This window comes from Ensifer aridi (assembly GCF_002078505.1).
GTDB lineage: Bacteria > Pseudomonadota > Alphaproteobacteria > Rhizobiales > Rhizobiaceae > Sinorhizobium > Sinorhizobium aridi.
Genome location: NZ_LUAV01000016.1, coordinates 1 through 21,324 on the forward strand (window position 1 = coordinate 1; position 21,324 = coordinate 21,324).

Annotated in this window: 16 protein-coding genes and 1 tRNA gene; 8 read left to right on the plus strand and 9 right to left on the minus strand. The window is 63.3% G+C overall.

Annotated features, from left to right (window positions below):
* Positions 1–172: 172 nt before the first annotated feature.
* Positions 173–1,117 carry a LysR family transcriptional regulator gene (locus AYK65_RS15265; RefSeq protein WP_046120450.1) on the minus strand — a complete coding sequence of 315 codons (945 nt, stop codon included), beginning with the start codon at positions 1,115–1,117 and terminating at the stop codon, positions 173–175.
* Between the two features lie 240 nt (positions 1,118–1,357).
* Between AYK65_RS15265 and AYK65_RS15270 the strand changes: the two genes are divergently transcribed.
* From AYK65_RS15270 to AYK65_RS15295, 6 genes are read left to right on the plus strand one after another with little or no spacing between them, the layout of a single operon-like run.
* Positions 1,358–2,563, plus strand: a complete 1,206-nt coding sequence (locus tag AYK65_RS15270; protein WP_026615580.1) for a beta-hydroxybutyrate-binding protein — start codon at positions 1,358–1,360, stop codon at positions 2,561–2,563.
* Between the two features lie 13 nt (positions 2,564–2,576).
* Entirely contained in the window at positions 2,577–3,359 is a 783-nt protein-coding gene (locus AYK65_RS15275) for an ABC transporter ATP-binding protein (protein WP_026615579.1), read from the plus strand.
* Between the two features lies 1 nt (position 3,360).
* Positions 3,361–4,062, plus strand: coding sequence for an ABC transporter ATP-binding protein (locus AYK65_RS15280; RefSeq protein WP_046120451.1), 702 nt, complete (start codon positions 3,361–3,363; stop codon positions 4,060–4,062).
* A 3-nt stretch (positions 4,063–4,065) separates the two neighbouring features.
* Positions 4,066–4,953, plus strand: coding sequence for a branched-chain amino acid ABC transporter permease (locus AYK65_RS15285; protein ID WP_026615577.1), 888 nt, complete (start codon positions 4,066–4,068; stop codon positions 4,951–4,953).
* Positions 4,946–5,947 (plus strand): branched-chain amino acid ABC transporter permease, encoded by a 1,002-nt coding sequence (locus AYK65_RS15290; protein ID WP_026615576.1) that lies wholly within the window; start codon positions 4,946–4,948, stop codon positions 5,945–5,947. Before AYK65_RS15285 ends, AYK65_RS15290 begins: the two co-directional genes overlap by 8 nt.
* Before the next feature lie 49 nt (positions 5,948–5,996).
* Positions 5,997–7,592 (plus strand): GMC family oxidoreductase, encoded by a 1,596-nt coding sequence (locus tag AYK65_RS15295; protein WP_081158917.1) that lies wholly within the window; start codon positions 5,997–5,999, stop codon positions 7,590–7,592.
* Between the two features lie 30 nt (positions 7,593–7,622).
* On the opposite strand, the gene metH is transcribed toward AYK65_RS15295, so the two are convergent.
* From metH to AYK65_RS15315, 4 genes are all read right to left on the minus strand, one after another.
* On the minus strand, positions 7,623–11,393 hold the full coding sequence (gene metH / locus AYK65_RS15300) for a methionine synthase (protein ID WP_046120453.1): 3,771 nt from the start codon (positions 11,391–11,393) through the stop codon (positions 7,623–7,625).
* 149 nt (positions 11,394–11,542) lie between these two features.
* Positions 11,543–12,700, minus strand: coding sequence for a mannose-6-phosphate isomerase Pmi (pmi, locus tag AYK65_RS15305; protein WP_026615573.1), 1,158 nt, complete (start codon positions 12,698–12,700; stop codon positions 11,543–11,545).
* Positions 12,701–12,717: 17 nt separating this feature from the next.
* On the minus strand, positions 12,718–13,212 hold the full coding sequence (locus AYK65_RS15310; RefSeq protein WP_026615572.1) for a heme-degrading domain-containing protein: 495 nt from the start codon (positions 13,210–13,212) through the stop codon (positions 12,718–12,720).
* Positions 13,213–13,293: 81 nt separating this feature from the next.
* Positions 13,294–14,190, minus strand: coding sequence for an ROK family protein (locus tag AYK65_RS15315; RefSeq protein WP_046121085.1), 897 nt, complete (start codon positions 14,188–14,190; stop codon positions 13,294–13,296).
* Between the two features lie 195 nt (positions 14,191–14,385).
* Between AYK65_RS15315 and AYK65_RS15320 the strand changes: the two genes are divergently transcribed.
* A tRNA-Arg gene (locus tag AYK65_RS15320) sits at positions 14,386–14,462 on the plus strand.
* Between the two features lie 13 nt (positions 14,463–14,475).
* On the opposite strand, the gene AYK65_RS15325 is transcribed toward AYK65_RS15320, so the two are convergent.
* Positions 14,476–15,198 carry an META domain-containing protein gene (locus AYK65_RS15325; protein ID WP_081158919.1) on the minus strand — a complete coding sequence of 241 codons (723 nt, stop codon included), beginning with the start codon at positions 15,196–15,198 and terminating at the stop codon, positions 14,476–14,478.
* 213 nt (positions 15,199–15,411) lie between these two features.
* Between AYK65_RS15325 and dxr the strand changes: the two genes are divergently transcribed.
* Positions 15,412–16,584: a 1-deoxy-D-xylulose-5-phosphate reductoisomerase gene (dxr, locus tag AYK65_RS15330; protein WP_046120493.1), complete on the plus strand. Its 1,173-nt coding sequence runs from the start codon at positions 15,412–15,414 to the stop codon at positions 16,582–16,584.
* Between the two features lie 22 nt (positions 16,585–16,606).
* Here dxr and hemA read toward each other — a convergent pair whose 3' ends face one another.
* From hemA to AYK65_RS15345, 3 genes are all read right to left on the minus strand, one after another.
* On the minus strand, positions 16,607–17,821 hold the full coding sequence (gene hemA / locus AYK65_RS15335) for a 5-aminolevulinate synthase (protein WP_046120680.1): 1,215 nt from the start codon (positions 17,819–17,821) through the stop codon (positions 16,607–16,609).
* A 209-nt stretch (positions 17,822–18,030) separates the two neighbouring features.
* Positions 18,031–18,828, minus strand: a complete 798-nt coding sequence (locus tag AYK65_RS15340) for an FAD binding domain-containing protein (RefSeq protein ID WP_026615568.1) — start codon at positions 18,826–18,828, stop codon at positions 18,031–18,033.
* A gap of 15 nt (positions 18,829–18,843) precedes the next feature.
* The gene (locus AYK65_RS15345) at positions 18,844–21,189 is read right to left on the minus strand and encodes a xanthine dehydrogenase family protein molybdopterin-binding subunit (protein ID WP_081158920.1); all 2,346 of its coding nucleotides are present in this window, start codon (positions 21,187–21,189) and stop codon (positions 18,844–18,846) included.
* Between the last annotated feature and the right edge of the window lie 135 nt (positions 21,190–21,324).

Below are 21,324 nucleotides of genomic sequence, written 5' to 3' on the forward strand. Positions count from 1 at the left end.
GTCAACAACGATTTTCAAAAAATCTTCAAAATTTTCCAAGTGGCTGAAAAACAAGGGGAATTTCATTGCCACCGGAAAACGCCCCGGGAATCAGGAGGGCGATGCCTGATTTCCCCGCGCCAGGAGCGGAAAAGCCGACCTGCGCTGCCTTGCATATATGGTTAACGCCTCATTACGCTTCAAGGGCCCGCCTCTGAGCAGCGGACGGCAGCGCTCTTTCGCGCAGAAAACAGCTACGGTTTTCGTTGACCGCCTCGACGAGGAAGTCGCGCACGGCCCTCACCCGCGGCATCGCGATCAGGTCACGGTGGCAGATGAGCCAGTAGGTGCGCTTGAGCTCGATCTCCTCCGGCAGGACGATCTCGAGTTTGGGCTCGTCCCTCGCCATGAAATGCGGCAGCACGCAAAGCCCAAGCCCCTGACGCGCCGCCTTCAACTGGGTCAGAATGCTCGAACTCTGGAAGTGGGCGCGCAGACCCGGCTGGATCTCGCCGAGATAGTCGAGCCCCGGCGTGAAGATCATGTCCTCGATATAGCCGACGAAACGGTGGGAGGTGAGATCGTGGCGCGTGCGGATCAGCGGGTGCTGCGCGAGATAGCTGCGCGCCCCGTAGACATGCAGCGTATAGGGTGTCAGCACCTCTGAATGGTAGGGCCCCGCCTTCGGGGCGGCGAGCGCCACGGCGATGTCCGCCTCTTTCCGCGACAGCGACATGATCTGCTGGATCGCCACGAGTTCGAGCGAGATGTTCGGATAGCGGTCGGCGAAGTCCGCGAGCCGGTCCGCTAGAAAGAAATTGCCGAAGCCTTCGAGCGTGCTCAGCCGCACGACGCCGCGCTGAGCGGTCATGCCATGGCTGACGTCGAGCTGAAGCTGCTCCGTCTCCCGCTCGATCCGCTCGGCAGTCTCGACGAAGCGCTGGCCCATGGTGGTCAGAACGTAACCGCGCGGATTGCGCTCGAAGAGCTTGACCTTGAGCGCGAATTCCAGCCGGTCGATGCGACGAGAAACCGTCGCATGGCTCGTCCTCAGCCGCCGCGCGGCGGTCGAGAGCTGGCCCGTTCTTGCCACCGCAAGGAAGAACTGCAGGTCGTCCCAAGTGAAGTTCGGATTCATATTCCCACCTCTCTGTTCAAAAACGAACAGACGCTGTTTGGAATTTACGGTCCATCCGGCTTGCATCCAAGCAGAATTTTCGGGATTGTAGGTGTCAAGGCCGACATTTGAGGAGTATGTCTGGCCAAATTTGAACAGAGCGACACGGAAACTGCCGACGCCTCGAAAGGGCGCGGCCGAGCCCTATCTATTTGCGCACGATGGTCCGCGTCGCCCTGCATTATCCTGGGAGGAGAACAGATGCACAGGAAACTGATCGCCACGCTCGCAATGGTGCTCGCCAGCAGCACCGCCGCTTTTGCCGACGCATCCGACGGCAAGGTCAAGATCGGCATCTTGAACGACCAATCGGGCGTCTATGCCGATTTCGGCGGCAAATCATCTTACGAGGCGGCACTGATGGCGGTCGAGGACTTCGGCGGCAAGGTGCTCGGCGCCCCGGTCGAGGTGGTGACGGCCGACCACCAGAACAAGCCCGACATCGCCTCCAACATCGCCCGGCAATGGTATGACACCGAGCAGGTCGACAGCATCATGGAGCTCACCACGTCCTCCGTGGCGCTCGCCGTCCAGGCGATCTCGAAGGAGAAGAAGAAGGTCAACATCGTCACCGGTGCGGCGACGACCGAACTCACCGGCAAACAGTGCAGCCCCTATGGCTTCCATTGGGCCTATGACACGCATTCGCTTGCCGTCGGCACCGGCGGCGCGCTCGTCAAGCAGGGCGGCGACAGTTGGTTCTTCCTGACCGCCGACTATGCCTTCGGCTATTCGCTCGAGGAAAACACTGCCAACTTCGTCAAGGAAAACGGCGGCACCGTCGTCGGCGCCGTCCGCCATCCGCTGGCGACCACCGACTACTCCTCGTTCCTCCTGCAGGCGCAATCTTCCGGCGCCAAGGTGATCGGCCTCGCCAATGCCGGCCTCGACACCTCCAACGCCATCAAGCAGGCCGCCGAGTTCGGCATCGTGCAGGGCGGACAGCGCCTGGCGGCTCTGCTCTTCACCCTCGCCGAGGTCCACGGGCTCGGGCTCGAGGCCGCGCAGGGGCTGACGCTCACGGAAGGCTTCTACTGGAATCGCAACGAGGAGAGTGCGAAGTTCGGCAAGCGCTTCATGGAGCGCACCGGCAGGATGCCGAACATGGTGCATGCCGGTACCTATTCTGCGGTGTTGCAATATCTGAAGGCGATCGAGAAAGCCGGCACCGACGACGGCGAAGTAGTCGCCAAGGAACTCCACGCCCTGCCGGTCAACGATATCTTCGCTCAGAACGGCACCGTCGCGCCAAACGGGCGGATGATCCACGACATGTACCTGCTCGAGGTCAAGAAGCCGGATGAGAGCAAGGAACCCTGGGATTACTTCAAGGTTCTCGCAACCATTCCCGGAAAGGACGCCTTCATCGATCCGGCCCAGAGCGGCTGCGAGCTCGTGAAATCGTAACCGGCACAGCGCGATGACCCTCGCAATGCCTCAAGAGAATGGAGCGCCGCGGATTGTTCTCTCCGCCCGCGGCCTCCGCCGTGACTTCGGCGGCTTTACCGCCGTCAAGGACGTCGATCTCGACGTCCACCATGCCCGTGTGCATGCGCTGATCGGCCCGAACGGGGCCGGCAAGACCACCGTCTTCAACCTGCTCACCAAGTTCCTGCAGCCGACGCACGGCACGATCACGCTCTTGGGCGAGGACATCACCAACATGGCGCCCGACAAGGTCGCTCGCAAGGGTCTCGTCCGCTCGTTCCAAATCTCGGCGGTGTTTCCGCATCTCTCGGTGCTCGACAATGTCCGCGTCGCCCTGCAGCGGCCGAACCGCCTGGCGATCCAGTTCTGGAAGCCGCTCTCCGCGCTCGATGCGCTCAATGTCAAGGCCGATCAGTTGATCCGCTCGGTCGGACTCGAGAAGGAACGCAACGCGGTCGCGGCGGATCTCTCCTACGGCCGTAAGCGCGTACTCGAGATCGCCACTACGCTGGCGCTCGATCCGAAGGTGCTGCTGCTGGACGAGCCGATGGCGGGCATGGGCCATGAGGATGTCGGCATGGTCGCCGAGATCATCCGCGAGGTGGCGCGCGAGCGCGCGGTGCTGATGGTCGAGCACAACCTCTCAGTGGTGGAAACGCTGTGCGACCACGTCACGGTCCTGCAGCGAGGCGAGATCCTCGCGGAAGGCGACTATGCCACGGTCGCGAACAATCCGCTCGTGCGCACGGCCTATATGGGCACGGAGGAGGCCTGACATGAAACCGCTGCTCAAGGTTTCCGGGCTTCATGCCTGGTACGGCGAGAGCCATATTCTTCATGGCGTCGACATGACCGTCGGCGAGGGCGAGATGGTGACGCTGCTCGGCCGCAATGGCGTCGGCAAGACGACGACGCTGCGCGCCATCATGGGGATCGTGCGCAAGCGCAAGGGCGAGATCAGTTTCGCCGGCGAGGACCTGATCCGCGTCGCCCTTCACCGCGTCGCCCATCGCGGCTTGGGCTTCGTCCCCGAGGAGCGCGGCATCTTCTCGACGCTCTCGGTCTATGAAAACCTCTTGCTGCCGCCGGCCATAGCCAAGGGCGGCATGACGATCGACGAGATCTTCGAGCTCTTTCCCAATCTCCACGAACGCCGCAACAGCCAAGGAACCAAGCTTTCGGGCGGCGAACAGCAGATGCTGGCGATCGCCCGGATCCTGCGCACCGGTGTCAGGATGATGCTGCTCGACGAGCCGACGGAAGGGCTTGCGCCTGTCATCGTCCAGCGCATCGGCGACGTCCTCAAGAAACTCAAGGAGCGCGGCATGACCGTTCTTCTCGTGGAGCAGAACTTCCGTTTCGCGAGCAAGGTGGCCGACCGCTTCTATCTCATGGACCATGGCAAGGTCGCCGGCGAGTTCCCGGTATCGGAACTTTCGGCGCGCATGGACATGTTGCATGACGTGCTCGGGGTCTAAGCCATGACGATGATCTTTGGAATTCCGCTGCAGGCCCTTCTCGGACAGCTCCTGATCGGGCTCATCAACGGCTCCTTCTACGCGCTCTTGAGCCTCGGCCTCGCCATCATCTTCGGCCTCTTGCGCGTCATCAATTTCGCCCATGGCGCGCAATACATGCTCGGCGCCTTCATCGCCTGGCTGCTCCTGTCGCATCTCGGCATCGGCTACTGGCCGGCCCTCATCCTTGCACCGCTCATTGTCGGCCTCATCGGCGCGGCGATCGAACGCACCATGCTCAGGCGGCTTTATTCCCTCGATCCGCTCTACGGTCTGCTCTTCACCTTCGGGCTGGCGCTCACCGTCGAGGGCACGTTCCGCTATCTCTACGGCGCTTCGGGGCAGCCCTATGCGACGCCGGCGCTGCTGACGGGCGGCGCCAATCTCGGCTTCATGTTCCTGCCCATCTATCGCGGCTGGGCGATCGCCTTCTCGCTCTTCATCTGCCTCGGCACCTGGCTGATGATCGAGAAGACCAAACTCGGCGCCTATCTCCGCGCAGCCACTGAGAACCCGGTTCTCGTGCAATCCTTTGGCATCAACGTCCCCTTCCTGCTGACGCTCACCTATGGCCTCGGCGCAGCGCTCGCGGCGCTCGCCGGCGTGCTTGCCGCCCCGATCTACCAGGTCTCGCCGCTGATGGGATCGAACATCATCATCGTCGTCTTCGCCGTGGTCGTCGTTGGCGGAATGGGCTCGATCATGGGCGCGATCGTCACCGGCTACCTGTTGGGTGTCGCCGAGGGCCTTACCAAGGTCTTCTATCCGGAGGCCTCCAACATCGTGATCTTCGTGATCATGGCCATCGTTCTCCTCATACGGCCGGCAGGCCTCTTCGGCCGGGATGCTTGACATGACTCTGACACTCGAGCTTGAGAAGCAGAAGGAACGAACGCCGGTCGTCGTCCAGACGGTGTTTCTCGGCGTGGGCCTCGCCGTCTTGGTGCTAGCCCCCCTGTTCTTCTACCCCGTCTTTCTGATGAAGCTTTTGTGCTTCGCGCTCTTTGCCTGCGCCTTCAATCTGCTGCTCGGCTATACGGGGCTTCTCTCCTTCGGCCATGCCGCCTTCTTCGGCGGCGCGGCCTATTTCACCGCGCATACCGTCAAGGAATGGGGTCTGCCGCCCGAGCTCGGCATTCTCGCCGGCGTCGTCGGCGCCGCTTTCCTGGGCGCGATCATCGGCTTCTTCGCCATCCGCCGCCAGGGCATCTATTTCGCGATGATCACGCTCGCGCTCGCGCAGATGTTCTATTTCTTCTGCCTGCAGGCCGAGTTCACCCGTGGCGAGGACGGCATCCAATCGGTGCCCCGCGGCCATCTCTTCGGCGTGATCGACCTCTCGCAGTCGACGAACATGTATTATTTCGTGCTTGCGGTCTTCGTCATCGGCATCATAATCATCTGGCGGATCATCAATTCGCCTTTCGGCATGATCCTCAAATCGATCCGGGAAAACGAGACGCGCGCGATCTCGCTCGGCTATTCGGTCAGGAACTACAAGCTCGCCGCCTTCGTCATGTCGGCGACGCTCACCGGCCTCGCCGGCGGCCTGAAGGCACTCGTCTTCCAGTTCGCGACGCTGACAGACGTCGGCTGGCAGATGTCGGGCGAGGTCATCCTGATGACGCTTCTCGGCGGCATCGGAACGCTGATCGGTCCGCTCTTCGGCGCCGCGCTCGTCGTCACCCTGCAGAACTATCTGGCGACCTCGGAATTTCCGGTGACGATCATCACCGGCGTCGTCTTCATGGTCTGCGTGCTTCTGTTCCGTCGCGGCATCGTCGGCGAGTTCTACAACTCCCGTCTCGGCCGCAAGCTCGGCTTCGAGCACCGCCACTCACACTGACTGAACATGGTCCGTAGCATGATCGCGGACCCCGACATTAGAGAAAGCCATGGACACGTTCGACTACATCATCGTCGGAGCGGGTAGTGCCGGCTGCGTGCTCGCAAACCGCCTGTCGGAAAATCCGGATCGCCGCGTGCTGCTGCTCGAGGCCGGAGGCAGCGACAACTACCACTGGATCCACATTCCGGTCGGTTATCTCTACTGCATCAACAATCCGCGCACCGACTGGTGCTTCACCACCGCAGCGGAAGAAGGCCTGAACGGCCGCTCGCTCGGCTATCCGCGAGGAAAGGTGCTTGGCGGCTGCTCCTCGATCAACGGCATGATCTACATGCGCGGCCAGGCGCGCGACTACGACCACTGGCGCCAACTCGGCTGCACGGGCTGGAGCTGGGAGGACGTGCTGCCGCTCTTCAAGAAATCCGAGGACCACTATCGCGGCGCCGACGAGATGCACGGCGCCGGCGGCGAATGGCGGGTCGAGAAGGCGCGCGTCCGCTGGGCGGTGCTCGATGCCTTCCAGAAGGCGGCGGCGGAGGCCGGCATTCCCGAAACCGACGATTTCAACCGAGGCACTAATGAAGGCTCCGGCTATTTCGACGTCAACCAGCGCTCCGGTATCCGTTGGAACACCGCCAAGGCCTTCTTGAAGCCCGCCAGACACCGGCGCAACCTCACGATCCTGACGAAGGCGCATGTGCGCAGATTGATCCTCGAAGAGGGGCGCGTCGCAGGCGTCGAGTTCCAGCACGAGGGCATCGCCAAGCGCGTGCGCGCCAGCCGCGAGACGGTGCTTTCGGCCGGCGCGATCGGTTCGCCTCACATTCTCGAACTTTCCGGCATCGGCCGGCCGGAAGTCCTCAAGGAAAACGGCATCGAAGTGCGGCATGAATTGCCCGGCGTCGGCGAGAACCTGCAAGACCACCTGCAACTGCGCCTCGTCTACAAGGTCACGGGCGTGCCGACGCTCAACGAGAAGGCGAGTTCATTCCTAGGCAAAGCAGCGATCGGGATCGAATATCTCGCCCGCCGCTCCGGTCCTATGGCCATGGCCCCAAGCCAACTCGGCATCTTCACCCGCTCCGGGCCCGAAAAGGAGACACCGGATCTCGAGTATCATGTCCAGCCGGTCTCGCTCGAAAAATTCGGCGAGCCCGTTCACCCCTTCCCGGCGATCACCGCCAGCGTCTGCAATCTGAGGCCCGAAAGCCGCGGATCGGTGCATCTGAAAGGCCCGGACTTCGCCACCGCCCCCGACATTCGCCCGCGCTACCTCACGACGGAAGCAGATCGCGACGTGGCGGTCAGGGCGATCCGGCTCACACGCCGCATCGTCTCGCAACCCTCCTTCGCCCGCTACGATCCCGTCGAGTTCAAACCGGGGCCGGACTACGAGACCGATGAGGAACTAAAGCGCGCGGCGGGTGACATCGGCACGACGATCTTCCACCCCGTCGGCACTTGCCGGATGGGCGAAGGTCCAGAGAGCGTCGTCGATACCGAGTTACGCCTGCGCGGCCTCGAAGGGCTGCGGATCGCCGACGCCTCGATCATGCCGACCATCACCTCCGGCAACACCAATTCGCCGACGATCATGATCGCCGAAAAGGCGGCGCAAATGATCCTGGCGGCGAACCGGTGATGACTCGCCGCCTCGTGAAGGCGACGGCTTCTACTCCGCCGCTTCGGCCTCCGGTATCGGCGTGTAGTTGAGGATCGGCGAGAGCCAGCGTTCGACCTCGCGCACGTCCATGCGCTTGCGCTCGGCGTAGTCCTCCACCTGGTCCCGCTCGATCTTGGCGACTCCGAAATAATAGGCGTCTGGGTGGCCGATATAGAGGCCGGAGACGGAGGAGCCGGGCCACATTGCGTAGCTTTCGGTGAGTTTGACGCCGATTGCCGCCTCGGCGTCGAGAAGCCGGAACAGCGTTTCCTTCTCCGTGTGATCCGGCTGTGCCGGATAGCCGGGCGCCGGCCGGATGCCCTGATAGGGTTCCGCGATCAGCTCCTGCGGCGTGAAACTTTCCTCCGGCGCGTAGGCCCAGAGCTCCTTGCGCACATATTCGTGCATGCGCTCTGCAAAGGCCTCGGCGAAACGGTCGGCAAGCGCCTTGACCATGATCGACGAATAGTCGTCATTGGCGCGCTCGAAGCGCTCGGCGATCGCCACCTCCTCGATGCCCGCCGTGACGACGAAACCGCCGACATAATCCTCTTTGCCGCTGTCGGCCGGCGCGACGAAATCGGAGAGCGCGACATTCGGCCGCCCGTCGCGCTTTACCAATTGCTGGCGAAGCGTGAAGAGAGTGGCGAGCTCCCGATCGCGCGCCTCGTCGGTGAAAAGGCGGATGTCGTCGCCGACGCTGCCTGCCGGCCAGAAGCCCACGACGGCCTTCGGTGCGAACCACTTTTCCGCGACGATCTTTTCGACCATCGCCTGGGCGTCGTCGAAGAGCTGACGGGCGGCGGCGCCCTGGTGCTCGTCGTCGAGAATGCGCGGATAGACGCCCTTCAGCTCCCAGGTCTGGAAGAAAGGCGTCCAATCGATGTAGCGCGCGAGCTCCGCGAGGTCCCACTCGTCGAAGACGCGCGTGCCGAGGAAGGAGGGCGTCTTCGGCCGGTGGGCTTCCCAGCCGATCCTGTGGGCGTTCGCCCGCGCCTGGGAGAGCGGCAGGCGGCGCTTTTCCGCCTCGTTGCGCGCATGCGCATCGGCGACCTTAAGATATTCGGCGCGAACGGTCTCCTTATAGGCGTCTCGCGCCTCCGGCGACATGAGGCTCGATACGACACCGACGGCGCGGCTGGCATCCGTGACATAGACCGTCTGGCCGAGATTGTAGCGCGGATTGATCTTCACCGCCGTGTGTACCCGGCTGGTCGTCGCGCCGCCGATCAGGAGCGGAATATCGAAGCCTTCGCGTTCGAGCTCGGACGCCACATGCACCATCTCGTCGAGCGAGGGCGTGATGAGGCCGGACAGCCCGATGATGTCGACGTTCTGCTCCCTGGCCACCTCCAGGATCTTTGCCGAGGGCACCATGACTCCGAGATCGACGATCTCGTAATTGTTGCAGGCAAGCACGACGCCGACGATGTTCTTGCCGATGTCGTGCACGTCGCCCTTGACGGTCGCCATCAGGATCTTGCCGGCACTCTCGCGCGTCTCGCCGCCACCATTGGCGCGCTTTTCCGCCTCCATGTGAGGAAGCAGCACCGCGACTGCCTGCTTCATCACCCGCGCCGATTTCACCACCTGCGGCAGGAACATCTTGCCCGAGCCGAAGAGATCGCCGACGACATTCATGCCTGCCATTAGCGGCCCTTCGATGACGTGCAGCGGCCGCTCGGCCGCGAGCCGCGCTTCCTCGGTGTCCGCTTCGATGAATTCGGTGATGCCGTTGACGAGCGCGTGCTCGAGCCGCTTTTCGACCGGCCATTCACGCCAGGCGAGGTCCTTCTCCCTGCCCTGCGCGCCGCCCTGGCCGCGATAGCGCTCGGCGATTTCCAAGAGGCGCTCGGTCGCATCCTGACGACGGTTGAGCACCACATCCTCGCAGGCCTCGCGCAGCTCCGGGTCGATCGCGTCATAGACGGCCAATTGGCCGGCATTGACGATGCCCATGTCCATGCCGGCATGGATCGCGTGATAGAGGAAGACCGCGTGCATCGCCTCGCGCACCGGCTCATTGCCGCGGAAGGAGAAGGAGAGGTTCGAAACGCCGCCCGAGACATGCACATGCGGCAGCGCCGCGACGATCTCCCGCGCCGCCTCGATGTAATCGACGCCGTAATTATTGTGCTGTTCGATGCCGGTCGCGACCGCAAAGATGTTCGGATCGAAGATGATGTCCTCGGGTGGGAAGCCCACCTCTTCGGTGAGCAGGCGATAGGCGCGCCGGCAGATCTCGAACTTGCGCGCCTTGGTGTCGGCCTGCCCCTTCTCGTCGAAGGCCATCACGACGACGGCGGCGCCGTAAGCGCGCACAAGCCGCGCATGGTGGAGGAACGCGTCCTCGCCTTCCTTCAGCGAGATGGAGTTCACCAGCGCCTTGCCCTGGACACACTTGAGTCCGGCCTCGATCACCTCCCATTTGGAGGAATCGATCATCACCGGCACGCGGGCGATGTCCGGCTCGGAGGCGACGAGGTTCAGGAACTCCACCATCGCCTGTTTCGAATCGATCAGGCCCTCGTCCATGTTGACGTCGATGACCTGGGCGCCGTTCGCGACCTGATCGCGCGCCACATCGAGAGCGGCGGCATAGTCGCCGGCGGTGATCAGCTTGCGGAACTTGGCCGAGCCGGTGACATTCGTGCGCTCGCCGACATTGAGGAAGGGAATTTCGTCGGTGAACGTGAAGGGCTCAAGGCCCGAGAGCCGCATGCGCCGTTCGATCTCCGGCACACGGCGCGGCGGATATTTGGCGACCGCCTCAGCGATGGCGCGGATATGCGCGGGTGTCGAGCCGCAGCAGCCGCCGACGATGTTGACGAGCCCGTCGCGCGCAAAGGCTTCCACCTGCGCCGCCATCGCCTCCGGGCTTTCATCGTAGCAGCCGAATTCGTTCGGCAGGCCGGCATTCGGATAGGCGCAGACGAGCGTATCGGCGACCGTGGAAAGCTCGTCGATATGGGCGCGCATCGCGTTCGCCCCGAGCGCGCAATTGAGCCCGATGGTGAAGGGGTCGGCATGGCGCACCGAATACCAGAAAGCGGTCGGCGTCTGGCCGGAGAGCGTGCGGCCGGAGAGGTCGGTGATCGTGCCGGAGATCATCACGGGGAGGCGAATCCCCTTCTCCGCAAAGATTTCCTGCGTGGCGAAGATCGCCGCCTTGGCGTTCAGCGTGTCGAAGATCGTTTCGATGAGGATGATGTCGGTTCCGCCCTCTATCAGGCCTCGCACCTGCTCGGCATAGGCCGACCTCAGATCGTCGAAGGTTACGGCGCGGTAACCGGGATTGTTGACATCGGGGGAGATCGAGGCGGTGCGGTTGGTCGGCCCGAGCGCGCCCGCCACGAAGCGCCGCCTGCCGTCCTTGGCCTCCGCGCGCTTCGCCGCCCGGCGCGCGAGCCGCGCACCATCGCGGTTGAGCTCGTAGACCATCTCCTCCATGCCGTAATCGGCCTGGGCGATGCGGGTGGAGGAGAAGGTGTTGGTTTCAAGAATATCGGCGCCGGCGATGGCGTAGCTGTAATGGATGTCCTCGATCGCCTTCGGCTGCGTCAGCGTAAGCAGATCGTTGTTGCCCTGTTGATGGCAGGCGCAGCCGCCGAAGCGCTCACCGCGGAAATGATCCTCGGCGAAACCAAGCTGCTGGATCTCGGTCCCCATGGCGCCGTCCATGATCAGGATGCGTTCGGCTGCCGCTTGCCTCAAGGCGCGGAAGACTTCCGATCCATCGGGCCGGGGCGAGACGTCTCCGAATAGCGAAGCGGCGGACATGGGAAATCTCCCGTTCTGAAAACGACATCGCTTAAGTCACATAAAGATATCTTTATGTCAACATACGATCTGATCACAATTACCCGCAAGAGCAATAAAAAGACCCGCCGCAGGAGCGGCAGGCCGTCAAAGCAACATGGGCGCACGGTTCACACGCGCTTCAGGCAGTCTTCCGTCTCATAGATCGCGCAGAGAATGTGATAGAAGCTGCTCGCCGGCGCGGGCTCGTCGATGAAGCTGCCGTCGGCCTTCTGCTTGTCGCGCCAGAGACCGCGGACCGGCGTTTCCAGGAAGCGCTGGAGCGCCGCGGTGGCACGCGATGCGGAAGCAAGATAGCGCTGCCGCTCCTCTCCATCGGTCAGGGCAGCGAAGCGGATCGCCGCCTTCAGCCACTCCGTCTGGGGCCAGAGGCGCGCCACCGGATCGGCAACGGAGAAATCGTCGAGCAGCGTCATCACCGCCACGCCGCGCTCCGGGCAGATGCCGTAGGCCTCGCCGATCTCGAAAAGTCGACGCGCCTTGCCGATCGCTTCAGCATTGCCGCGCCGTTCCGCCCAGCGGAGCAACAGCCACGCCCATTCGAACTGATGGCCCGGTTCGACGATACGACCCTTCTCGCCGGGAAAGGGTACCCAATCATGATCGAAGAATTCGCGTAGCGCGCCGCTTTCGGCATCGATGAAGCGCTCCATAGCCAGATGCGCGATCTCGTCGGCGAGATTGGTCCAGGCGACGCGGTCGAATCCCTCGACCTCCTCGCTCGCAAGGCACGCTTCGAAGAGATGCATGTGCGGATTGGAGCCGAGCGGCAAGCGTGGCGGATTGTCCTCCTCGAAGCCTGCGAGCGGATGCTTGCAGTGAGCCTCGAGCTTGCGCCTGAGATCGTCGCTGCGCCCAATCATCTCGGCCTTGCGCTCGGGAAGGACCTCGGCGAGATAGGCAAAGGCAAGGAGCGCGAAGGCCTGGTTATAGAGGTCGAAAGAGGGATCGATGATCTGGCCGCCGGCATCGGCTAGAGCCCCGTAGAAGCCGCTCGGCTGCCGGTAGACGCGATCGAAATAGGCAAGTCCTCCTTCGGCGACCGTCCGCCAGTCCCCGCCCCAGCCGCGCCGACCGGCTTCTGCGAAACAATAGACCTGTCGCGGCTGCACGCGCGAGCGGCGGTTTGCCCGCGTCGGCTCGCTCTTCATGTCGATCGTCTCGACGAAGCCGCCGCTTTCCGAATCGAAGCCCTTTTTCCACCAGAGCGGCAGGGCCGCATCGACGAGCCAGCCGGCGAGCTCGCGTGCCTGCAGATCGATATTCATGCCCTGTCTGCTTTCCATCAATTCTCGAGCTTCAGCGCATCATGATCGGCGCCGAGGACCTCGGCGAGCGCTTCGACGACGAGGTTATGGTCGTCACGCTGCGGCAATCCGGAAACGGTGACGGCGCCGATGCAGCCTGTTCCCTTCACGACGATCGGAAAGCTGCCCCCATGGGCGGCAAATTCGGCGTCCGGCAGGCCGAGCTTCGCCTGCAGGTTCGTCTGCTGGCGTGCGAGATTGAGGCCCGTCGCGTAGCTGCTCCTGAACAGGCGGAAGACCGTGTTGCGCTTGCGCCGCACCCAGTTCGGATTGTCCGGGGTCGCGCCATCGAGCGCCGCATAGAAGACCTGCATGGAGAAAAGCGTGATGTCGATGACGACGCCGAGCTTGCGCTCGGCGGCCATGCGCCGGAGCGTCGAGCCGAGCTTCCAGGCCATGTCGAGATCGAACTGCTCGAATTGCAATTGCTGCTCCTGCAGCGCGATCCGTCGCAGATCATTGTCGATATTCATGATGCCTCCGCTTGTGGTGATTGAATCGGACGAATGAGACGCGAGATGGCGGCGGAAAATTCCCCGGCTCTGGCTATTCTTCTATTCCTTCCAAAGCCAGGCGGCGCCGCGCACGCCGGAACTGTCGCCATGCACCGCCTTGCGAATTGGTGTCTCGAAACTGTCGCCGAACAGGTATTTCGTGATGAGCGCCGGCAATTCGCAGTAGATCTCGTCGACATTGGACATGCCGCCGCCAAGCACGAAAACGTCCGGGTCGACCACATTGGTGAGCAGCGCCAGGCTCCGTGCCAGCCGGTCGACGAACCGCTCGTAAACGCCGGTAGCGATCGGATCGCCCGCACGCTTCGCTTCGATGATATCCCGCCCGCGGCGGTTCGTGCCCGTCGTCGTCAGGTAGTCGAGTTCGAGCCCCGTGCCGCAGGCATACATGTCGAGGCAGCCGAGCTTGCCGCACCAGCATTTGTGGCCCGGATACTCGTCCTTCGTCATCCAGGGCAGCGGATAATGGCCGATCTCGGCGGCGACGCCCTGGTAGCCGGCATGAACCTTCTTGTCGATCGCAAGCCCGCCGCCGTGGCCGGTTCCGACGATCACTCCGAAGACGACGCGCGCATCCCTGCCGGCCCCGTCGACCGCTTCGGAGACCGCGAGGCAATTGGCGTCATTGGCAAGGCGCACCTCGCGCCCGAGCGCCGCCTCCAGGTCGCGGCCGAGCGGCCTGCCGTTGATCAGCACCGCATTGGAATTGCGCACGATTCCCGTGCGCGGATTGGGGCTGCCGGGAATGCCGATGCCGATTGAGCCCCGCTCGCCGGCCGTCCGTTCGGCCGAGGCCACGAGATCGACCACGGCGCGGATGCAATCGTCATAGCCGCTGGTCGGCGTTGGAACGCGATGCCGGGCACGCGTCTCGCCATCGCGATCGAGCGCGATGACCTCCATTTTCGTGCCGCCCCAGTCAATTCCGATGAACATGTGTGGATCAGGTCTTTAGGATGGGTGCCGTTTACGAGGACAGCGGCGACGCCTCCTCCGGCGACGCCCGGCCCTGCTTAGCATTCCCGACATCGATGATGCTAGTCCCCGACCTTGAAGCGCCCGCAAATTGGCCGCGTCAACGGAAAAACACTTGGCGAAAGAGCCTCGCTTTTGTATGGGTCTATTCCGAGTGGTCCCGTAGCTCAGCAGGATAGAGCATCAGATTCCTAATCTGAGGGTCACGCGTTCGAATCGCGTCGGGATCACCATTTTCCTGCCGGACTAATCTTTCCTCTCGCACACGACGCCCGGATCCTCCTCGCCCTTCGTCACATCAAAGAGCGTCGCCTCCTCGCCCTTGGCCCACCAGATATAGCGGCCGCCGGCATATCTGGCGCCCGATCCGGAGATGACGCTCGAGGCGACGATGTAGGTGCCGCCGATCGCGAAGGTGACCAGTGATACCGGGCCGGCATTGATATATTCGGCTTCGACCGTCTCGCCGCCGCAGTCGTATCGGACCGTTTTCCGATCGACAGCACTGGCATCGGGGATACGCAGCATTACTTCGGCACCCGCGCTCGGATATTTCATGGAGGCGAGGCGCATGACCGGCGTGCCGTTCGATCTTACGAGCGTCAGCTTCCCGCCTTCGATCTTCCAGCCCAGTTCGGCGCCCAGCGCATTAAGGAATTTCTGCTCCTGATCCATGATCGCCGGCGCGCACATCTTGCGCGTCGCCGCCGCGGACCCGAAGGAAATCGTCGCATCCGAGAGGCTGAACGTTCCGGTGAAATTGTTGCAGCCGGCCATGCCGCCATAGGCACCGTCCTCGCGGATCTTGAGCGTCGTCTGGAGATCGTCGATCACCCCCCTGCCGCCAATGTCTTCGGCGAGCCATGTGCCGACGAGCTCCTCCGGCACCTTTTCCGCGGCGACCGTCTGCATCGAGGCGAGCTCGACCAGCACGCAGGCGCAGGAAGCGGCAATCAGAGCCTTGAGCATCGCAACTCCTGAACTAATCGGCGGGTTCCGCCGCCAATGCCGATGCTAATAAGTGACGATGTCCAAGGCGAGAGGAAAACACCCGCACGGTCGTCATTCAACAACGGTGAAACATGCGATGGAAAGATGGGCCATTCCGCGCTTGTTGCGCGCGGCTTTCGGCTGTAGAGCCTATCTAAATCGTTCAAACGAGAAAAAATACGGGATTTGGCAATGGCATCCGGCGACGAAGGCAAGCGCCGCCTGACGATACTGGGTTCCACCGGGTCGATCGGGACCAATACGCTCGACGTCATCGAGCGGCTCGGCGGGCGCGACCGATTCGAAATCGCCGCTCTGACGGGAAACGGCAACATCCCGTTGCTCGCCGAGCAGGCGCGCCGCATCGGCGCGAAGCTCGCGGTGACCGCCGACGAACATCGCTACGGCGAACTCAAGGATGCACTCGGCGGCAGCGGCATCGAGGTGGCCGCCGGCAGAAGCGGCTTGATCGAGGCAGCAGAACGGGATGCCGGTTGGGTGATGGCGGCGATCGTCGGCAATGCGGGGCTCGGCCCCACACTTGCGGCCGCCCGCCGCGGCGCCGATATAGCGCTTGCCAACAAGGAATGCCTCGTCTCTGCCGGCAGCCTCTTTCTCGAGACTGTCAAACGAGGCGGCGGCCGGTTGCTTCCCGTCGACAGCGAGCATAACGCGATCTTCCAGGTGCTGGAAAACGATCAGCGCCATGCGGTCGAGCGGATCATCCTGACGGCTTCGGGCGGCCCGTTCCGCACCAAATCGCTGGACGAGATGCGGCACGTGACGGCCGACATCGCCCGCGCCCATCCCAACTGGTCGATGGGCCTAAAAATCTCGATCGACAGTGCCTCGATGTTCAACAAGGCGCTGGAGATGATCGAGGCGCGGCATCTCTTCGGCCTCGAGCCCGGCCAGATCGAGGTAATCGTCCATCCGCAATCGGTGATCCATTCGATGGTCGGCTACACCGACGGCTCGGTGCTCGCCCAGCTCGGCTGCCCCGATATGCGTACGGCGATCGGCTATGCGCTTTCCTATCCGAAGCGTTGCGAGCTGCCGATCGAGCGGCTCGACTTCGCCAAGCTTGCGCGGCTCGATTTCGAAGCGCCGGACGAACTCCGCTTCCCGGCACTGAAACTCGCGCGCCGCGCAATGGAAGCCGGCGGCGTCCAGGGTGCGGTGTTGAACGGCGCCAAGGAGACAGCGCTCGAGGCCTTCATCAAGGGCCGAGTCGGCTTCCTGGCGATGGCGGAAATCGTCGAAAAGGTGATGGACAGGCTCGCCGACCTGCCCGCGGCCGCCAGCATGGACGACGTGTTTGCGGCGGACGAAAAAGCCCGGCGGGCGGCCGCCGGGCTGATCTAGCAGAGCATCGGTCGGCCGAAACTTACGCCACCGCTCTCGCCAGCGCGCAGCGCGACCAGAGCGAATGCAGCGCGCCGACCAGGTGGTCGATGTCGGCATCCGAATGCATCGGCGTCGGCGTGATGCGCAGGCGCTCGGTCTTCTTCGGCACCGTCGGATAATTGATCGGTTGGACATAGACGCCGAAATTGTCGAGCAGAAGGTCGGAAATCCACTTGCACTTGGCCGCGTCACCGACCATCACCGGCACGATATGGCTCGGATTGACCATGTGCGGAATGCCGCGCTGGTCGAGCAGCGAACGCAGCCGCCGCACCCGCTCTTGGTGCGCGAAGCGTTCGATCTGGCTTTCCTTCAGGTGCCGGATCGAAGCGAGCGCACCGGCGGCGAGCGCCGGCGGCAGCGCGGTCGTGAAGATGAAACCCGAGGCGAAGGAGCGGATGAAGTCGCAAAGCGCCGCCGAACCGGTGATATAGCCGCCCATGACACCGAAGGCCTTGCCGAGCGTACCTTCGATCACCGTGAGGCGGTGCATCAGCCCTTCGCGCTCGGCAATGCCGCCGCCGCGCGGGCCGTACATGCCGACAGCATGCACCTCGTCGAGATAGGTCATCGCACCGTACTTGTCGGCGAGATCGCAGAACTCCTTGATGGGCGCGATATCGCCATCCATCGAATAGACGGACTCGAAGGCGATGATTTTCGGCGCTCGTGGATCGGCAGCCGCAAGCTTCGCCTCCAAGTCGGCCACCGAATTATGCTTGAAGATGACACGCTCGCATTTCGAATGACGGATGCCCTCGATCATCGAAGCGTGATTCCCGGCATCCGAGAAGACGATGACGCCGGGAATCTTCGAACAGAGCGTTCCGAGCGCGGCCCAGTTGGAGACATAGCCCGAGGTGAACAGAAGCGCCGATTCCTTGCCGTGCAGGTCGGCAAGCTCGCGCTCGAGCAGAACGTGGTAGTGATTGGTGCCGGAGATGTTGCGGGTTCCGCCGGCACCGGCGCCGCATTCGTCGATCGCCCGCTTCATCGCTTCGGTGACGATCGGAGACTGGCCCATTCCGAGATAGTCGTTCGAGCACCAGACGGTGACTTCCTGGGTGCCTTCAGTGGTGTAGCGCGTCGCCTTCGGGAAATCACCGCGGTGACGGGCGAGCTCGGCGAAAACCCGGTAGCGGCCTTCCTGATGCAGCCCGTCCAGCTCGTTCTTGAAGAAACTCTCGAAATCCATCATCAACTCCAGTGCCTGCCGCTTTGTTCCTTCAAAGCGATCCGAGGGTCAACCCCGGAAAGGCCTCGACGCCTGCGGCAAAAGGCCCCTTACTTTTGAACTATTCCAAAACAGCTAGTGCAACTCAATCCCTTCAACTTTGATCGAAGTCAAGCAATTGTGAAAAAGGGCGGCCGCGACCGCCCTTTTTCAATACTTAAGTAGCCCATTCAGGCCGCGGCCACCGCGCGTTTCGTCATGACCTTGACGAGATTGGCGCGATAGGCAGCACTCGCATGCAGATCGGAAAGCAGATCGGTAGCATCGACCATGACGTTTGCGACGGCGTCCGGCGACCAATTGGCGGCAAGCGCCGCCTCAAGGCCCGGGTGGCGGAAGACGCCGTCCGAGCCGGCCCCGGTCACGGCGACGCGAACACCCCCATCATCGCGGCGGACGACGAAAACACCGGTCATCGCGTAGCGCGAGGCAGGGTTGGGAAACTTCTGGTAGGCCGCCCTTGCCGGCGCCTCGAAACGGACGGCGGTGATGATCTCGCCATCCTCGAGCGCCGTTTCGAAGAGGCCGGTGAAGAAGTCGCCGGCGCTGATCTCGCGCCGGTCGGTGACGATCACCGCGTCGAGCGCGAGCATCGCCGCCGGATAGTCGGCCGCCGGATCGTTGTTGGCGATGGAGCCGCCGATCGTGCCCATGTGGCGCACATGCGGGTCGCCGATATGAGCGGCGAGCCTGCAAATGGCCGGACAGACGGCCGCGAGCGCGGCGGAGGTGGCGACCTCCTCATGCGTGCTCGCAGCACCGATCCTGACCGAGCGGCCATCGACCGCGATGCCCTTCATCTCCGCGATGTGCCTGAGATCTACGAGATCACTCGGCGCGGCCAGCCGCTGCTTCATGGTGGGAATCAGCGTCATGCCGCCGGAGAGATATTTGCCTTCCGCGGCCGCCGCCATGATGTTCACCGCCTCGTCGATCGACGAGGCCCTATGATAGTTGGTGTCGTACATCTCTCGTCCTCCCGATCAATGGGCGGCCTGCGCCGCGGCCCAGACCTTCTGCGGCGTCGCGGGCATGGTGATCTCGTTGTTGCCGATCGCGTCGGTGACCGCATTGATCAGCGCCGGCGGCGAACCGATCGCTCCCGCCTCGCCGCAACCCTTGACGCCGAGTGGATTGCCCGGACAGGGCGTGTTCGAAGTCGTCACCTTGAAGGACGGCAGGTCGTCGGCGCGCGGCATGGCGTAATCCATGTAGCTCGCCGTCAGGAGTTGACCGCTGTCATCATAATGGACCCCCTCGAGCAGCGCCTGGCCAATGCCCTGCGCCAAGCCGCCATGCACCTGGCCCTCGACGATCATCGGGTTGATGATGTTGCCGAAATCGTCGGCCGCCACGAACTGCACGATCTTCGTCTGGCCGGTTTCCGGATCGACCTCCACTTCGCAGATGTGGCAGCCGGCCGGGAAGGTGAAGTTGCTCGGATCGTAGAAGGCGCTTTCCTTCAGCCCCGGTTCCATGCCGGAAGGCAGATTGTGTGCCGTATAGGAGGCGAGCGCCACCTGCGACCAGGGGACCGACTTGTCGGTGCCGGCGACCTTGAGCGCGCCGTCTTCGATGACGACGTCGCGCTCGTCGGCCTCCATCAGGTGGGCCGCCACCTTCTTGGCCTTGGCTTCGACCTTGTCGAGCGCCTTGGCGACCGCCGACATGCCGACGGCGCCGGAGCGTGAACCATAGGTACCCATGCCCATCTGCACCTTGTCCGTGTCGCCATGGACGATGTTGACACTGTCGATCGGCACGCCGAAGCGCTCCGCGACGAGCTGGGCGAAGGTGGTTTCATGCCCCTGGCCATGGCTATGCGATCCGGTCATCACCTCGATCGTGCCGACCGCATTGACCCTGACCTCGGCCGATTCCCAGAGGCCCACGCCGGCGCCTAGCGAACCGACCGCGGCGGAAGGCGCAAGCCCGCAGGCCTCGATATAGCAACTCATGCCGATGCCGCGCTTCATCCCGCGCCGCTCCGCCTCGGCCCTGCGCGCCGCAAAGCCGTTCCAGTCGGCGGCCTCCATCGCCGCGTTCAAGGAGGCTTCATAGTCGCCGGCGTCATAGTTCATGATCACCGGCGTCTGATGCGGGAAGGTGCGGATGAAATTGATGCGCCTTAGTTCGCCCGGCGGAAGGCCAAGTTCGCGCGCCGCCGTCTCCATTGTCCGCTCCAGGAGATAGGTCGCCTCGGGACGCCCGGCGCCGCGATAGGCATCGACCGGAGCGGTGTTGGTGTAGACGGTGCGGACATTGGCGTGGATCGCCGGGATCGCGTACTGCCCCGACAGAAGCGTCGCATAGAGATAGGTCGGCACGCAGGAGGAGAAGAGCGACATATAGGCGCCGAGATTGGCGATGGTGTCGACCTTCAGCGCGGTGATCCGGTTGTTGCCGTCGAAGGCCATCTTGACCGTCGATACATGATCGCGGCCATGCGCATCGGTCAGGAAGGCTTCGGTGCGGTCTGCGGTCCATTTCACCGGCACGCCGGTGCGTTTCGACGCCCAGAGACAGACGATCTCCTCCGGATAGATGTAGATCTTGGAGCCGAAGCCGCCGCCGACATCCGGGGCGATCACCCGCAGTTTGTTCTCCGGCGCGACATTGTAGAAGGCGCTCATCACCAGCCGCGCCAGATGCGGATTCTGGCTCGTGGTGTAGCAGGTATAGTGATCGTCGCCGGCATCGTAGATCCCGAGCGCGGCGCGCGGTTCCATGGCGTTCGGCGACAGGCGGTTATTGACGATCTTCATCTCCGTCACATGCGCCGCCGCGGCGATCGCCCGGTCGACCGCTGCCGCATCGCCGAGTTCCCAGTCGAAGATCAGGTTTTTCGGCGCCTCGGAGTGGATCTGCGGCTGGCCCTCGCCAAGCGCCTCCACCGGATCGGTGACCACCGGCAAGGGCTCGTAGTCGACCGCCACCGCTTCCGCCGCGTCCCGCGCTTCGGCAACACTGTCGGCGACGACGATCGCCACCGCATCGCCCACATAGCGTACCGTCTTGTCGGCGAGCGGTCGCCAGGCGCCCATCTTCATCGGCGAGCCGTCCTTCGAATGGATCATCCAGCCGCAGATGAGATTGCCGATGCCGTCGGCCTGCAATTGCTTGCCGTCGAGCACGTCGATGACGCCTGGCATGGTCTTCGCAGCCTTCGCATCGATGCTTTTGATGGTCGCATGCGCGTGCGGACTGCGCACGAAGACCGCGAATTTCATGCCCGGCACGCTCATATCGTCCGTGTAGCGCCCCTTGCCGGTCAGGAAGCGCCTGTCTTCCTTGCGCGCCACCCGCGCGCCGATTCCGTCAACGCTCATTGCTTATCTCCTCCCGAGACATTCAGCGAAACCCTGCGATGAATTCGCGTTCGAGCTGGATGAGGAAAAGTGTTCGCGGTTTTCCGCCCCGATCCCGCTCTCGCCTTACAGCACCGCGCGTCTTATCAGACGCGC